This is a genomic window from Vibrio sp. R10-SG-ISO4 (assembly GCF_059834135.1).
Map to the genome: position 1 here is coordinate 160,660 of NZ_JCBDHJ010000001.1, position 15,141 is coordinate 175,800.

Sequence of the window (15,141 nt, forward strand, 5' to 3'; positions counted from 1 at the left end):
TCTATTTATCAACCACAAAATAAGGGGCGGAATGTATCATATTTACCGCCCCGACCAAAGCACTTGCCTGCGCAACTGCGAATGACGCGAACAAATCGCCGTTATTCGACTCTCTCCAACTCGCTCTGCACCTGACCGAGCGATTTTGCCCATGGGTCAAGCTGTTGCAACGCCTCAGGAAGCGTCTGCACCGCATCTCGCGCCAGTTGAATGGTGGGGTAGTTTTGGTAAGTGACAATAAACCACTCCACCCCGCTTCTGACCGTAGGGTAAATGAAGACTTGATTGGCCAATTGGTGTGTATCAATAAAGCGCTGCACCTCTTCTAAGCTGTTCACTGCCGCCAGCTGCAAGGTGTAGCTGCGTGGCGAAAAGCTTTTCAATTCATCTTTGGTGAAGGAGAAACGGATCACCACCTCTGGCTCTGGCTGCGCGTCTGCTTGAGGTGCGCTCTCTTGTTCAGCTTGGGGGTCAGACTCGGGAATCGATGCTTCCACCACCTCATCAATCGGCGTCGTATCGGCCTGTTCTGGTTTACCTTCAAGCAAAGCATCCACCACTTCAGAAGTGATGACCACACGCTGATGGGTATCATCAGGATTGCCGACACTCGACACTTCACTGGTCACGCTTGGTGGCAAGGACGCAGAGTCATCCTCGGCATTGGTCAGAGAGGGATCGGTCACCGGCTCAGGCTCGACGGTCTTCGCTTCACTCGTTTGCGTGTCTGGAGCGGGCGTTTCGGGCAGAGTTGGAATGACCGTTTGCTCCAAGTTTTGACTGATTTGCTGGGCTTTCTCATCTGGGGTGGGCTGATTCATTAACCACCAGTAACCACCGCCGATCAGCAATAACAGGACAATAATCACCAACGCCATATTCAACGGTGATGCGACAATCGAGCGGATAATGATCCTTTTTTCCACTTTCTGTTCCCCTAGCGCCATAATTTTACCGGGCCGACGCGCGACACTGCGGTATGCATTTCTCACTCGTTTTTCCATGTCGTCTTCGACATATCGAATCACGAGGTGCTCAAAAAATCGTTCCGCTTCGTGCTCAGTCAGCGGCTCGATATCAAAATCTATCGGTTTATGCTCTTGGCCGTAACTCAATCGCGTTAACAAGGGCTCAAGGCTATTGGATGCCGCAAAGAGCACCACATTGACGTTCCACTGCGGGCGCTCTTGCGCCTCAAGGACTAACATCCACAGTTCTGAAATGAACGACTCACTCAGCAAGTGCGCGTCGTCGATGGCGATCAACACGTCACAGCGCTCCCCCTCCATTAAACGAATAAAGGATTCAGACAAGGCGTCTGCAGGGTTAAACAGAGGTTCAGAAAAAAGCTGAGAGAGGACGGTAAGGCGTCGTTGAGATTCGTCCTGATTGGGGTGACACAAAAGCAGAGATTGGTTTTTGTCTGGCGACCACGCCTCTAAAAATCGCTGCGCAAGCCAAGTTTTTCCCGCACCACTTTCGCCACCAATGGTGACGAGGTTGGATCCAAAGTTAGTCAGCAGTTGCAGGCGTTCCAGCAACTCAGTTTGAGAGTCTAACTCCAAAACACGCGGGGAGCTCATTGCATCATCCTAAGACGTAGAGTGCGCAGCGACCTAAGCCGCTGCGCCACAGTTCAATCAATTACAGCGTGCGCCCATAGTCGATTGCGTCTCGTAACACGGACTCTGGGACACCTTTCACCACATCGGCACTGCCAATGCTGGTCGGTAGAACCAATCTCAATTCACCAGAAAGCACTTTCTTATCGCGCATCATATGTTTGATAAAGTCATCAAATGACATGCTGTCCGGTGTGTGGATTGGCAGCTTAGCTCTTTTTAGTATAGAGACAATTCTCTCCACTTGCTGCTCATCAATAAGCCCTTGAAGCTGAGCGGTTTTTGCAGCCATCACGGTACCCGAAGAGACCGCTTCACCGTGGAGCCAATTACCATACCCTAACTCGGCCTCAATCGCATGACCAAATGTATGACCTAGATTCAACAACGCGCGAATTCCAGATTCTTTCTCATCTTGCGCCACCACTTCCGCTTTGATTTGGCAGCAACGCGCAATGGCGTAAGTGAGCGCTTGTTGATCTAACGCGTACAGCGCATCGAGGTTATCTTCCAACCAGACAAAGAAATCGTGATCGTAGATGATGCCGTATTTGATCACTTCCGCCATACCCGCGGCAAACTCTCGCTCAGGCAAGGATGCCAAACAGTCGGTGTCAATAATCACCGCTTTAGGCTGGTAGAATGCGCCGATCATATTCTTGCCAAGCTTGTGGTTAACGGCGGTTTTTCCGCCCACCGATGAGTCGACTTGAGAAAGCAAGGTCGTCGGGATCTGAATGAAATCCACCCCGCGCTGATAACAGGCCGCCACAAAGCCAACCAAATCACCGATCACCCCGCCGCCGAGGGCAATGAGCACCACATCGCGCGCAGTGTTGCCTTCCAGTAGGTAGGTCATGACGGTGTTGAATGTCTCTAGCGATTTGTATTGTTCGCCATCAGGCAGTGCCAACACTGACGCGTCGCAATCAAGCTCGGCCAATTGGGCTAAAAGAGTCTCAGCATAAAGAGGTTCAACGGTGACGTTCGTAATCACCACGACTTTTTGCTTAGCTTTAAGAAGGGAAAGTTGGGCCGGATCGCGAAACAATCCGGCACCAATCGAAATGGGATAGCTACGTTCGCCTAAGCTGACCGTAATCCGTTCCATGGGAATCTCCAAATGCGAATAAAGAGTGGCTGTTAACCTTCTTCTAGCATTTTTACGATCTGGTTGGCTACCACTTTTGCACTTTGATCGTCAGTACGGACCGTGTAATCCGCAATTTCTTCATAAAGTGGGTTACGTTCCGCAGCCAAAGCTTCAAGAACTTCACGTGGTTTGTCCGTTTGAAGCAGCGGACGTTTTTTGTCACGGTTTGTACGGGCAAGCTGTTTTTCGATCGTTGTTTCTAGGTAAACAACAATGCCACGTGCAGAGAGACGATTACGGTTTTCTTTGCTCTTAATTGAGCCACCACCGGTTGCCAGAACAATACCTTGTTCTTGAGTTAGGTCTTCGATCACTTTTTCTTCGCGCGCTCGGAAACCGTCTTCACCTTCAACGTCAAATACCCAAGCGATATCTGCGCCAGTGCGCTCTTCAATTTCAGTGTCAGAATCAACAAACTCCATATGAAGTTGTTGAGCGAGATGACGACCAATGGTGCTTTTGCCGGCGCCCATTGGGCCAACAAGGAAAATATTGCGTTTTTCAGCCATGTTTAGCAGTAATTTACAACGTTAATTCAATGACATCGCCACAAGAGAGGCCAGTATAAAACTTGCCAAGAAAGTGCTTGTGGCACCGATTCCTCACAGATAATTCGTGATAAGACCCGAAATTATCTAGATCTGGTGCCACTAATGCAAACTATTTTTACTTAAGCTTAATAATAACGCCTCATCTTATTGCAAGACGACCTTAGGCGTGACAAAGATCAGCAGCTCACTTTTGCCCATTTTCTGGTAACTTCGCTTAAATAGCGCCCCAAGTAGGGGTAAATCCCCCAATAACGGCACCTTATCGACAGAATCCGTCACACTATGTTGAAAAATGCCGCCCAGCACGACCGTTTCGCCGTTCTCCACCAGCACTTGTGTACCGATGCGCTGCGTATCGATCGCCACTGCCTCACCCGTGCCGGTTTTCACCACTTGACCCGGTCTATCTTGCGTGACACTCAAATCTAACACCAAGCGGTTGTCTGGCGTGATTTGTGGTGTGACTTTCAAACTTAGTACCGCCTTTTTGAAGGTCACACTGGTGGCGCCACTCGAAGAGGACTCAAGATAGGGAATTTCCGTCCCTTGCTCGATATAGGCGGGCTTTTTATTGGTGGTGATCAAACGAGGGCTAGAGATCACCTCCGCTTTCGATTCACTCTGCATGGCGGACAACTCCAAATCGAGCAGCGTCCCTGAGCCCAGTTTGGCGACCTGAAACGCGATAGACGAGGCATTGGCCGCCGTTGCCCCTAAGTTAACGTTCAAAAAGTCATCCACGGGCAGCGTATCTTGATCAAGCAAGCCGCGCTGGTACAAGTTGCTCTCAATGCTTCCACCCACGGTATTGTTGCCATTGGTCGAGGTAAAGCCCCAACGCACGCCAAGCTCATCTAGGTTACCCTCGTTAACGGTCACAATACGCGCTTCAATTTGCACTTGCTTGACGGGCACATCGAGCGATTCCACTATTTCTCGCACCACATCGATATTCTCTTTTAAATCACGGATCAGTAAGGCGTTAGTTCGCTCATCAATACTGAGTGAACCTCGCTCTGAGAGCATGCTCATTGCACTCTCGCCGCCAATCATATTGGCAATATCCGACGCTTTGGCAAACTTCACTTTGATGATCTCCGAGCTAAGTTCACCAAGCTCCGCCTCTAAGCGCGCTTTTTCTAGCGCCTCTTTTTCCCGCAGATCTAACTCGGCTTTAGGCGCCACCAGCACGACATTGCCATCCACACGCTTATCGAGCCCTTTAACTTGTAAGATGATGTCGAGCACCTGCTGCCAAGGTACACCATCAAGACGCAGCGTTAAGTTGCCTTTGACGGAGTCGGACACCACCAAGTTGAACTGGTTGTAATCGGCAATGAGCTGCAAAACGTTGCGCACCGGAATATCTTGGAAGTTAATCGAAATGGTTTTGCCTTCCTTTTCCATAATATTGACCGGTTTTGCCGCCTCCTCTTTGCTCACTTTTTTGACTAAGACCTCAAGGTAACTGCCATTGAGGCTGTAGTCGTAGCTGTACTCACCCTCGATATCGGCAATCAATAGCGTGCTTGGCTGTTTGCGAAACACTTCGATTGACTTCACCTGGGTGGAAAAGTCTTTGACATCGAGTACATACAGCTTGTCATCGGGCACCTGGGTATTGAGCAGTTCAATGCTCAACCCCTCTTGCGCTTTTTGTAAATCCACCGCGACCTTAGGGCTTTGCAACTGCACAATGATTTTGGCGTGCTGCTGTTTATCCACTCGAAAGTCGATGTCCACCAGACGGTTGGGTTCATTGCTCGTCGCCAATACGGCGCTACTAAAGACAAGCAACCATAAGGCCATTAAGCCACAGGTAAACCGCGTGTGTTTTCTTGGGGGGAGGAATCCTTTCACCATGATTTCATCTCAATTATTAACATCTATTTAAGCGCCAGTTTGACGTTGCGGGTATTCCAGCAACCTAAGCCATCTGGCAAAGTCTCATTTATCGTTAGGTAACTCTGGGTTACTTTGGTTATTTTTCCGTTGTTGACGCCAATGTATTGGCCGCGCGTCGCTTTAATCACTTCGCCCGTCGGCACCTGAATCAGCGCAGAAATCGCGCCTTGACTGCTCATCACACCGGTCAGACGCAGTTTGCTAATGGGGTAACGCTCCAAACGACCACTTTTGCGCCGAGGCTCGGGCTGCCAACAATCCACCTTGGCGACGGGTTGGTTCATCGCAATGGCCACTTTAGGCAGGACAAAAGGCTCTCTCAGATCGTGCGCTTGATAGGCACTGGCCTTGAACTCAAGTACCGGTGCCAGCGAGGCCACTTGATGACGCGCGCTTGACTCGATCTGCTGACGAAATTGATCCAACGGCGCTTGATTGGCTTTACATCCGGCGAGTAACAAAGCGCAGCCCATCAGCGCTCCCCATGTCGAGCATGAGAGACGGCGATTATTGTTCATCTTTCACCTCCGGTTTAAATTGGTAGGTGTAGGCGCGTACACGAAAGTGCAGCGTACTGCTCTCTTGGCTGACCCGCTGCCAATCGACATCGTCAAAGTTGATGATGCGCGGCAACTGCGCAATCGCCTGTGAGAACTGGCCAATATTGTGGTAATCGCCCGTCAGTTCGATATTGAGCGGCAAGCGGTAGAGAAACTCTTTATTTTGCTTTTCACCCCAATCGATGCGAGTAAAGGTGAGTGAGTGCTTCAACCCTTGCTCATTGACCGCAGCCAACATGCTCGCCAACTCTTTCTGCACCGGCAGTTGACGTGATAAATAGTCGTAGCGCTGTGAAAGCTCATCCAGCTGCGCTTTTAACTGCGGCAGCGCCGCCACTTTGTTCGCCTTGATGGTGGCGGTGGTTTTGAGCACTTGCTCCTTGTCGATTTGCCGTTGCAACTGCTCATTACTCGGTTTCAAGTAAAACCAGTACCCCACTCCCTGCAGCAACAAAATCAAGACTGCAATGACGCCCAATTGCGGCAACAACGGCCATTCGGGTAACTCTTCAAAATCCAAATCGGTGTAACTGGCCATCACTGCGCTCCTTGTCGATTCGCGTCATCTTGATTGAGCAGAGAAAACGAGACGTGGAAAGTCTGAAACTGTTTACCAAAACGTTGTTTACCCAGCACAATCGAGTGCATTTCTACGTTACTGAGTTGAGAAGACTTTTCTAAATTGTCGAGCATGGTCGCCAGTCGAGAGGTGGTATCACTGATGCCTGACACCTCTAGTTGCTGACCATTCATCTTGATCTTGTCGACATACACACCTTGCGGGATCATCGCAGGGATGAGGTTCATGAAATCGGTGGTTTTATTGCGCTGCTGTTGCAACTCCTCAACCACCGAAAGTCGGGTCAATAACGCTGAGTGCTCTTTTTCCACTTGCTTTAGGTTGTCAATTTGCTTGTCGAGGCTCGCAATGTAGCGATTGAGGTAATCCAATCGCTGCTGCTGCAACCCTTTTTGATAGTCGAGATACGCCCCCGCGCCCCATTGGACACCGCCAGCGAGCAGAACGCCGAGCACAACCAGCGAGAAAAATCGGCGCCGATGACGCGCCTTGAGCGCCTCTCGCCAAGGCAACAAATTGAGGCTATGCAGCATGGCGATTCTCCATCCACTGAAGGCCTCTTAGTGCCAGCCCCGCGGCGGTGGCAAAGGCAAAGCCCGGCTTCTTGTTGCCTTTGCTCGCCCCTTGAACTTTGCTCGCGCCTTGAAATAGCGCCAAAGGATCGAGCGATTCAAACTTGAGCTGTAAACGGTTTACCACCGCATCTTGCAACAGCACCTGCAATTGAGGGTCGCACGCCGCACCACCGGTAAGCCAGACGCCCTCAATCTCCCGATTGCTCATCGACGAGACCAGTTGAATGTGGCGCTGCAACTTATCCATTACCTCTCGGACAAGACGTTGCTCACCGCTTTCAAGGGACTCGCTCGGGTGATTAATCACACTTTGTGTGCCAACAGGGAACTCTTTGCACAAGGGCGGTTTGTCCCATACATCAATGCACACTGAGGCTTGAGTAAAACCGACATCGAGCAGCAGCCAGTTTTTGCGCTGCTGGATACGCGCGGCCTCGTGCCATATTTGCGTCAAACCGTAGGCTTGCACATCAAGTAGCACCGGCTCAAAGCCTGCTTTGCTGGTGGCGTCAACACGGCTATCGACCAGCTCTTTGCGAGTCGCAAACACTTGGTAACTGGCGGTGGCATGGCGCTGCGCTTGTGGGTCTATCGCAACAAAGTCTAAATTCAGCTCTTCGACTGGAAATGGCGATTGATGAGAAAAGGCCTGAAAGATGGCAAACTCTCTTTCAGAACCGGAAAGTTCGCTATCTATTTGTAATACCTTACTAATTACGGCGTTGTCGGGCACGCACAACGCGGCCTTGCGACTAAATAGTGGCAACCCCTTTCTTAGTTCTTTGAGTTTCTTTACAATTTTCTGATAATTGAGCAGGTGATTATCAGAGAATATGTCCGCCTCAATGGGGATCTCGTGATAACCCACCAAGGCGAATGTGTCTTTAACAGGCTTGAGCACTACGGCTTTAATGCTGTAACGGCCGATGTCTATGCCTGTAACCAATGTTCTACCCATACCGCGTTGCTCCCTATTGAAATGCTTAGCTCGCGCGCTTACTGAATTGATGGTTTAATAAGCACTAAGAAAAAGCATGAGCTAAAGTTTCAGCTTACAGTACAAGGGTTTGCATATTAGCGACCTATAATTTCAGGAATTCTCCGGTGAAGTTCATAAAGCGATTATTCATTTTTACATTGGTTTGCATGATTCTTGGAGTCGGTACAATTTTCGGTTTCTATTTTTATGTCAAACCGGACCTCCCCGACGTCGCCACTCTTCGAGATGTGGAACTGCAAACACCGATGCAGGTGTTCAGCCAAGACGGCAAACTGATTTCTCAGTTCGGTGAGAAGCGCCGCATTCCGGTCAGCTATGACGACATCCCTCAACATTTGATTGAGGCACTGATCGCCACTGAAGACAGTCGCTTTTACGATCACCCAGGTATCGACCCGATCGGTATTACCCGAGCAGCGGTCGTGGTGGCCATGTCTGGTTCGGCCAAACAAGGGGCGAGTACTATTACTCAGCAGTTGGCGCGTAACTTCTTCCTCTCTAATGAGAAGAAGATCATGCGTAAAATCAAAGAGATTTTTATCGCGATTCACATCGAGCAGCTGCTATCCAAACAAGAGATCATGGAGCTCTACGTCAATAAGATCTTCTTGGGCTACCGCTCATACGGCTTTGGCGCCGCAGCGCAGGTCTATTTTGGCAAAGATCTTCAGCAGCTCACGCTGAGCGAGCTCGCGACGTTGGCGGGGATGCCTAAAGCCCCATCGACGATGAACCCTATCTACTCGCTTGAACGTGCGACGAATCGTCGTAACGTGGTTCTTGGCCGTATGCTGAGTGAAAACTACATTACGCAGCAAGAGTACGACCAAGCGAGAGAAGAGCCGATCGTGGCACGCTACCACAGCGCCGATATCGAATTGAGCGCTCCGTATGTGGCGGAACTGGCGCGCGCCTGGATGGTGGCTCGCTACGGTGAAGACGCCTACACCTCGGGGATGAATGTCTACACAACCGTAGACTCGAAGCTGCAAGCCGCCGCCAACGACTCGGCCATCAATAACCTACTCGCTTATGACGAGCGTCACGGTTACCGCGGTGCGGAAACCGTGTTGTGGAAACCCAACGCGGCGCCATTGTCGACTCAAGCTATCGAAGAGGCATTAAACAAGGTGCCAACCTACGGCCAATTAACGCCCGCCGTGGTATTGGATGTGGCGGCTAAGCAAGCCACCGTATGGGTGAAAGGCAGCGGTGAGCAGACCTTAAGCTGGAACGGCCTTAAATGGGCACGCCGCTTTTTGACCGATGAGCGTCAAGGCCCCGCGCCAAGTAAAGCCGGTGATGTCGTGACCGTCGGCGAACAAATTTGGGTCCGTCAGGTCGCCATCGACGATGACGGCGCGATGTGGCAGCTCAGCCAAGTCCCTAACGCCAATACCGCCTTTGTGGCCATGAACCCTGAAAACGGTGCAGTCCTATCACTGGTCGGTGGCTTTAACTTCGTCCATAACAAGTTTAACCGTGCGACCCAGTCGGTTCGTCAGGTTGGCTCAAGTATCAAACCTTTCATCTATTCCGCGGCGCTCGACAAAGGCTTAACCTTAGCCAGCTTGATCAACGATGCCCCTATCAACCAGTGGGATCGCAGCCAAGGCACGGCGTGGCGTCCGAAAAACTCACCGCCGACCTACACCGGTCCGACACGCCTACGTATCGGTCTGGCGCAATCGAAAAACGTAATGGCGGTGCGCGTGCTGCGTGAAGTCGGTCTTGATGAGACCCGCGAGTACTTGACCCGTTTTGGTTTTGATATTGAGCAACTGCCTCGCTCTGAAACCATTGCCTTGGGTGCCGGCAGTTTAACTCCGGTTAAGATGGCTCAAGGCTATTCCGTATTTGCCAACGGTGGTTACTATGTGGAACCTTTCTACATCAGTAAGGTAGAAGGTCCGTTTGGTGAACCCGAGTTTGCCGCCAATCCGAAAATCGTCTGCCGTGCAGACTGTGATAGCGAGGCCCTGAGTACATCGCCTCAAACTGATTCAAACACTGCGGCAATCAACGACTTCAACGAGCAAGATGTTGAGTTGCCAATTAGCGATGCGGTGCAATACGCACCGCAAGTGATCTCCGAACAGACGGCATTTTTAATGCGTGAGATGATGTACAGCAACATCTGGGGCGGCGGTAACTGGCGCGAAGGCACCGGCTGGAACGGTACCGGTTGGCGTGCCCAGCAACTTGAGCGCCGCGATGTGGGCGGCAAAACCGGTACCACCAACGACTCAAAAGACACCTGGTATAACGGCTACGGTCCGGGCATGGTGGCGATTGCTTGGGTTGGATTTGATGACCACAACCGTACACTCGGCCGCACAACGCCGAACGCCAACTTAGCGCAAAATCCGATCTCAGGCGCAGAGTCAGGCGCGAAAACCGCGGAGCCAGCATGGGTGGACTTTATGAAAGTGGCATTGAATGGCGTACCAGAGCAGGACAAAACGATCCCTGAGAACATTGTGCGAGTGCGAATTGACCGAGATTCTGGTCTGCTGACCAACCGTTTTGACGCCAGTGCGATGTTCGAGTATTTCCTCGAAGGAACCGAGCCGACCAAATACGTCAGTGAAGATTTAGGTCCCTCTATCTACTCATCGAACAGTGAAGGAGAAGAGCTGTTCTAGTCGGTTTGATAGAGAGGAAGAGAAAGGGATGGCGCGCGCCATCCCTTTTTAGTTTGTACTGAGTGTTAGTTGATGACTAACTTCTCTTTGATGGTTTTCGCCAGCAGCTCAAACCGCTCTCTTAGTGGCGAGCCTGGACGATAGGCCACCACTATCGTCCGAGACGGCACAGGATTGACCGCCTTGACGTAACACACGCCATCTTTTTGCTTTTCGTGCGGAATAGACAACTGCGGCAGTAAAGTGATACCGGCTCCGGCTGCCACCATGTTTCTTAGGGTTTCAAGACTGGTGGCTTTAAAGCGCTCATCATCTTTGGCTCCGGCCGCGAAACAAAAGCCGAGTGCTTGGTCACGTAAACAGTGACCATCACCGAGCGCTAATACCGTCTTGCCATTGAGCTCCAACATGTCCAACTCTTCCAACTTTGCCCACTCATGGTCACACGGTACCGCCACACTGAGCGGCTCTTCATACACTGGGATCTCTTTGAACGGCGCGGTTTCTGCCACTGACGCCAAAACCAAACAATCCAGCTTACCCTCTTCCAACTGACGTACTAACTGCTGGGTTTGCGCCTCATGAAGAAACAGCTCAAGCTCAGGGAAACGCTCTTTCAGCGTCGGAACGATTTTCGGCAAGATGTAAGGACCGACGGTGGGAATAAAACCGATGTGCATTGGACCAGTCATGGCGCCGCTTTGCCCGCTGGCCATATCCTTGAAGGTTTTCACTTCACTGAGAATCCGTTTGGCTTGCTCGACCAACTGTAAGCCAGAGTCAGTAAACAACACGCGGCGACTGCTGCGCTCGAGCAACACAGTGCCGAGTTCATCTTCAAGCTTACGGATCTGCCCACTTAAGGTCGGCTGACTGACAAAACACGCTTCGGCGGCTTTTCGAAAATGTTTATGTTCCGCCAAGGCAACAACATACTCAAAATCTCGAATATTCATGCGCAGGGATTCTCCTGTGAGTTTTTTATAGATTTTAACTATTGATACAATTATATCAAACGATTGGAGCTATCAAAGGAGTTTTACGATACTGGACCCACAAATTGAGAACACCAAGCCGAATGGGCTTGCTAACCACATTATTAGAGGGCATCTATGTTGGTATCAAAAGAAGGTCAGACTGTTCCAAACGTTACGTTTCCTACCCGTCAGGGCGACACCTGGGTCAACGTCACCACTGACGAACTATTTCGCAATAAAACCGTGATTGTGTTTAGCTTGCCGGGCGCTTTTACGCCAACGTGTTCTTCAAGTCACCTGCCACGCTACAACGAGCTGTTCTCGGTATTCCAAGAGCATGGCGTCGATGAGATTGTCTGCTTGTCTGTCAACGACACCTTTGTAATGAACGCGTGGAAAAACGACCAAGAGGCAGACAACATCACCTTTATTCCAGACGGTAACGGCGAATTCACCCAAGGCATGGGCATGTTGGTCAACAAATCAGAGCTTGGCTTTGGCCACCGTTCTTGGCGCTACAGCATGTTGGTCAAAGATGGCGTGATTGACAAAATGTTCATCGAGCCAGACGAGCCAGGTGACCCGTTCAAAGTCTCTGACGCAGACACCATGCTTAAATACGTTGCGCCAAGCTATAAGACGCAAGAGTCCATCACGGTATTTACCAAACCCGGCTGTCCGTTTTGCGTCAAAGCCAAACAAGCCTTGATCGACCATGATCTGCAATACGAAGAGGTGATCTTAGGCAAAGACGCCACCACTGTGAGCTTGCGTGCGATTACTGGACGAGCCACAGTGCCACAAATTTTTATCGGCGGTAAACACATCGGCGGTAGCGAAGAGTTGGATCACTACTTAGCCACTTTAGAGTCTTGATCATTCACTGAGCCCTCGATCTCCCGGCCCAGACGTGGGTCGGGGGATCACTTCCTCTCACTCACTTACTATCACTAAAGCACTAGCCAAACGGCCGGTGCTTTTTTATTATCTGGGTTCCCTTGCTGCTCGAGTGACCCAGATGGCCTGCCCCTATTGCAATCAACATTGGTTTTGGAAAAAGATCGGCCGATGCCAGCGCTGCATGGATCAACTCACGCTGTTGTCTGTCGCCTGTTGGGTTGCGTGGTGGTTCTTGTTTCGTGAACAACCGAAAAGTATTGAATCCATCGCGTTACTGGTGGCGGGGTTTGCCTTTAATGGCTTATTAGCGCTGCATATTTGGGTAAAGTTCATTGTTATCCCGTGGCAGAAACGCCATAAAAAATAGCGAATATCCAGTGGGAGCGTTGATCTTGATACTTTGGGTATGAACGTATTCTTCGATACACTCTTAGCGACATTCATCAAGAGAGTCATGGATAGCTCGCTGCGCGGCTGCGCGGGGGCTAGATAGAAAAAAGCCCCAAAACCAATCTTAGTCTTGGGGCTCTCTTAGATTCTTCTAAGAAAAAGCAGTGGTACTTTAATAGACCGGACTTTCTCTTAGAAGTTCCCATACGATAACGATCTTTTTTGATCTTTTTTATCGCCTTGGGTTTCAACTACTTATATCGTCTTGGTTAGCTAAAGCCCATCAAGTTGCATATATTGAGCCCTCTTGATTGAGAGACATAAGTTACGCAACGTTGACGCGGGCAATCGGCTGCTCGACTAAATTCACCTCTAGAGCGACCTCATCACAGGCATGTTGACGCGGGCACTGCTCGCAATCTTTGAGCACTTTCTCTGGTAACAGTGATTTCGAGGTCGGCAAGAAGCTCTGCTTCATGAAGAACTCTGGGGTGCGCGTCAGCACAAAGACTTTCTTGATCGCCATTTGGCGCGCTTTCTCTACCAGGTACTGAACAATCGCACTGCCCTGTCCCTGACCTTGCCAGCCTGCTTCTACCCCTAATGAGCGAATTTCGGCCAAACCAGAATCGTAGACGTAGAGTGAGGCGCAGCCAGTCACTTCTCCATGATGTTCCGCCACCGCGAACGAGCCGATGTCTCTCACCAGTTCATTACGTGAACGCGGTAAGTTCTCACCCATGTTCGCCCAGTAGGTGACCATGCCTTCCAGCGCTTCAATGTCGGTCAAACGTGCAGGTCGCACATTAACGGTGTTGTTGTCGCGCTTGATCAAACGGCCTTCCGCCTGCTCAACGGCGTACGCTACTTGCTTCGGTGACACACCGCCAAGCGCACTACGTTTCTCTAGACACGATTCGATGGTGAGAATGTCATACACATCGTTCTCAATCACCGCAGAGAAGGCTTTGAGCTCGTCTAATGATAGCTCTTCAAGGGCGCAGCCTTTCTCAATCGCGCCCACCACAGCAACGCCAACAATGTGGTGCGCTTCACGGAATGGAATGCCCTTGGCGACCAAGTAGTCAGCCAATTCGGTGGCGTTTGCGTAACCTTGCTTCGCCGCTTCCAAGGTACGCTCACCATTGACTTTGATGCCATCAAAACAGAGTGCGGCCATTTCCATGCAATCGTTCCAGGTGTCGAGTGCATCAAACAGACCTTCTTTGTCTTCTTGCATGTCTTTGTTGTAAGCCAGAGGCAAGGCTTTGACGGTCATCATCATCCCGGCTAGCGAGCCATAGACGCGACCTGTTTTGCCACGAATCAACTCGAGTGCATCAGGGTTTTTCTTCTGCGGCATCAAAGATGAGCCAGAGGTGACGGTATCAGCCAACTCAATGAAATTGGATTCACCTGAGTTGTAGAAAATCATATCTTCTGCCAGACGCGACAAGTGCAGCATGGAAATAGAAGCGACAGACATCAGCTCCATTACATGATCACGGTCAGACACTGAGTCGAGGGAGTTACGCGTGGCACGACGAAAGCCCAAGTTATGCGCCAACACTTCACGATCAATCGGGTAAGCCGTTCCCGCCAACGCACCGGAGCCCAGCGGGCAAGTATCAAGACGTTCAATCGCATCATGCAGACGTGAGTAGTCGCGCTCAAACATCTCCACGTAGGCTAAACACCAGTGGGCAAACGTAACAGGCTGCGCGCGTTGTAAGTGCGTGTAACCCGGTAATACCGTGGCTTGATGTTGCTTGGCGACAGAGACCATTTGCGCTTGCAGGCGATCCAGCGCCATTAGCAGTTGCTGGCCTTGCTGACGACACCAAAGTTTGAGGTCAGTGGCGACTTGGTCGTTACGTGAACGGCCCGTGTGCAGTTTTTTACCCAGATCGCCGACTTTGCTGATCAGCTGCTGCTCTACCCAAGAGTGGATATCTTCCGCATCTGAACGCAAGATCTGGTGCGGGTCTTCCATCACTTCAAGCTTAAGCTCGTTTAACGCCAGCTCTAATTTCTGCTGCTCTTCTTCACTCAACACATTGACAGAAAGCAGCGCTTTCGACCACGCGATAGAGCCGACGATATCTTGCTCTGCCAATCGGTAATCAAAACGCAATGAATCGTTGAATTCTTTGAATCTTGTATCTGCTGCTTGGGTAAATCTTCCGCCCCATAATGCCATTGCGTTTCTCCTGATTACCAGTGCTCACTGTGCGTTTGACAGCGCGTTTGCTAAAACAATCTCTGAATGGAATTCAGTATTTT

The 15,141-nt window shown here is 50.6% G+C and carries 13 protein-coding genes; 3 read left to right on the plus strand and 10 right to left on the minus strand.

The window, feature by feature from the left end; genetic code table 11:
* Positions 1-101: 101 nt before the first annotated feature.
* The 8 genes from AC6R03_RS00760 to pilM form a co-directional block, all read right to left on the minus strand.
* On the minus strand, positions 102-1,583 hold the full coding sequence (locus AC6R03_RS00760) for an SPOR domain-containing protein (RefSeq protein WP_500625726.1): 1,482 nt from the start codon (positions 1,581-1,583) through the stop codon (positions 102-104).
* A gap of 61 nt (positions 1,584-1,644) precedes the next feature.
* Positions 1,645-2,733 carry a 3-dehydroquinate synthase gene (gene aroB / locus AC6R03_RS00765; RefSeq protein ID WP_500629655.1) on the minus strand — a complete coding sequence of 363 codons (1,089 nt, stop codon included), beginning with the start codon at positions 2,731-2,733 and terminating at the stop codon, positions 1,645-1,647.
* Positions 2,734-2,765: 32 nt separating this feature from the next.
* Positions 2,766-3,284 carry a shikimate kinase AroK gene (aroK, locus tag AC6R03_RS00770; protein ID WP_334555649.1) on the minus strand — a complete coding sequence of 173 codons (519 nt, stop codon included), beginning with the start codon at positions 3,282-3,284 and terminating at the stop codon, positions 2,766-2,768.
* Positions 3,285-3,470: 186 nt separating this feature from the next.
* On the minus strand, positions 3,471-5,189 hold the full coding sequence (locus tag AC6R03_RS00775) for a type IV pilus secretin PilQ (protein WP_500631019.1): 1,719 nt from the start codon (positions 5,187-5,189) through the stop codon (positions 3,471-3,473).
* 23 nt (positions 5,190-5,212) lie between these two features.
* Positions 5,213-5,749: a pilus assembly protein PilP gene (locus tag AC6R03_RS00780; RefSeq protein WP_500631018.1), complete on the minus strand. Its 537-nt coding sequence runs from the start codon at positions 5,747-5,749 to the stop codon at positions 5,213-5,215.
* The gene (locus tag AC6R03_RS00785) at positions 5,739-6,329 is read right to left on the minus strand and encodes a type IV pilus inner membrane component PilO (protein WP_334555651.1); all 591 of its coding nucleotides are present in this window, start codon (positions 6,327-6,329) and stop codon (positions 5,739-5,741) included. The genes AC6R03_RS00780 and AC6R03_RS00785 overlap by 11 nt, the downstream gene beginning before the upstream one ends.
* Positions 6,329-6,904 (minus strand): PilN domain-containing protein, encoded by a 576-nt coding sequence (locus tag AC6R03_RS00790; RefSeq protein ID WP_500631017.1) that lies wholly within the window; start codon positions 6,902-6,904, stop codon positions 6,329-6,331. The genes AC6R03_RS00785 and AC6R03_RS00790 overlap by 1 nt, the downstream gene beginning before the upstream one ends.
* Positions 6,894-7,904, minus strand: coding sequence for a type IV pilus assembly protein PilM (gene pilM / locus AC6R03_RS00795; RefSeq protein WP_500631016.1), 1,011 nt, complete (start codon positions 7,902-7,904; stop codon positions 6,894-6,896). Before pilM ends, AC6R03_RS00790 begins: the two co-directional genes overlap by 11 nt.
* Before the next feature lie 146 nt (positions 7,905-8,050).
* Here pilM and AC6R03_RS00800 point away from each other — a divergent pair, with 146 nt between their 5' ends.
* Positions 8,051-10,591, plus strand: a complete 2,541-nt coding sequence (locus tag AC6R03_RS00800) for a penicillin-binding protein 1A (RefSeq protein ID WP_500631015.1) — start codon at positions 8,051-8,053, stop codon at positions 10,589-10,591.
* 65 nt (positions 10,592-10,656) lie between these two features.
* Here AC6R03_RS00800 and oxyR read toward each other — a convergent pair whose 3' ends face one another.
* Positions 10,657-11,547 (minus strand): DNA-binding transcriptional regulator OxyR, encoded by an 891-nt coding sequence (gene oxyR, locus AC6R03_RS00805; RefSeq protein WP_487902581.1) that lies wholly within the window; start codon positions 11,545-11,547, stop codon positions 10,657-10,659.
* Positions 11,548-11,703: 156 nt separating this feature from the next.
* Between oxyR and AC6R03_RS00810 the strand changes: the two genes are divergently transcribed.
* Positions 11,704-12,444, plus strand: a complete 741-nt coding sequence (locus tag AC6R03_RS00810) for a glutathione peroxidase (RefSeq protein WP_500631014.1) — start codon at positions 11,704-11,706, stop codon at positions 12,442-12,444.
* A 142-nt stretch (positions 12,445-12,586) separates the two neighbouring features.
* A complete protein-coding gene (locus tag AC6R03_RS00815) occupies positions 12,587-12,835 on the plus strand; it encodes a DUF3624 domain-containing protein (protein ID WP_500631013.1) in 249 nt (82 codons plus the stop codon).
* A 348-nt stretch (positions 12,836-13,183) separates the two neighbouring features.
* Here the strand turns inward: AC6R03_RS00815 and argH are convergent, their stop codons facing one another.
* A complete protein-coding gene (argH, locus tag AC6R03_RS00820; protein ID WP_500627051.1) occupies positions 13,184-15,058 on the minus strand; it encodes an argininosuccinate lyase in 1,875 nt (624 codons plus the stop codon).
* Positions 15,059-15,141: the final 83 nt, after the last annotated feature.

Coding starts and splice junctions, on each gene's coding strand:
- AC6R03_RS00760 (WP_500625726.1), bottom strand. CDS start 1,583: ATGAGCTCCCCGCGTGTTTTGGAGTTAGACTCTCAAACTGAGTTGCTG.
- aroB (WP_500629655.1), bottom strand. CDS start 2,733: ATGGAACGGATTACGGTCAGCTTAGGCGAACGTAGCTATCCCATTTCG.
- aroK (WP_334555649.1), bottom strand. CDS start 3,284: ATGGCTGAAAAACGCAATATTTTCCTTGTTGGCCCAATGGGCGCCGGC.
- AC6R03_RS00775 (WP_500631019.1), bottom strand. CDS start 5,189: ATGGTGAAAGGATTCCTCCCCCCAAGAAAACACACGCGGTTTACCTGT.
- AC6R03_RS00780 (WP_500631018.1), bottom strand. CDS start 5,749: ATGAACAATAATCGCCGTCTCTCATGCTCGACATGGGGAGCGCTGATG.
- AC6R03_RS00785 (WP_334555651.1), bottom strand. CDS start 6,329: ATGGCCAGTTACACCGATTTGGATTTTGAAGAGTTACCCGAATGGCCG.
- AC6R03_RS00790 (WP_500631017.1), bottom strand. CDS start 6,904: ATGCTGCATAGCCTCAATTTGTTGCCTTGGCGAGAGGCGCTCAAGGCG.
- pilM (WP_500631016.1), bottom strand. CDS start 7,904: ATGGGTAGAACATTGGTTACAGGCATAGACATCGGCCGTTACAGCATT.
- oxyR (WP_487902581.1), bottom strand. CDS start 11,547: ATGAATATTCGAGATTTTGAGTATGTTGTTGCCTTGGCGGAACATAAA.
- AC6R03_RS00810 (WP_500631014.1), top strand. CDS start 11,704: ATGTTGGTATCAAAAGAAGGTCAGACTGTTCCAAACGTTACGTTTCCT.
- AC6R03_RS00815 (WP_500631013.1), top strand. CDS start 12,587: ATGGCCTGCCCCTATTGCAATCAACATTGGTTTTGGAAAAAGATCGGC.
- argH (WP_500627051.1), bottom strand. CDS start 15,058: ATGGCATTATGGGGCGGAAGATTTACCCAAGCAGCAGATACAAGATTC.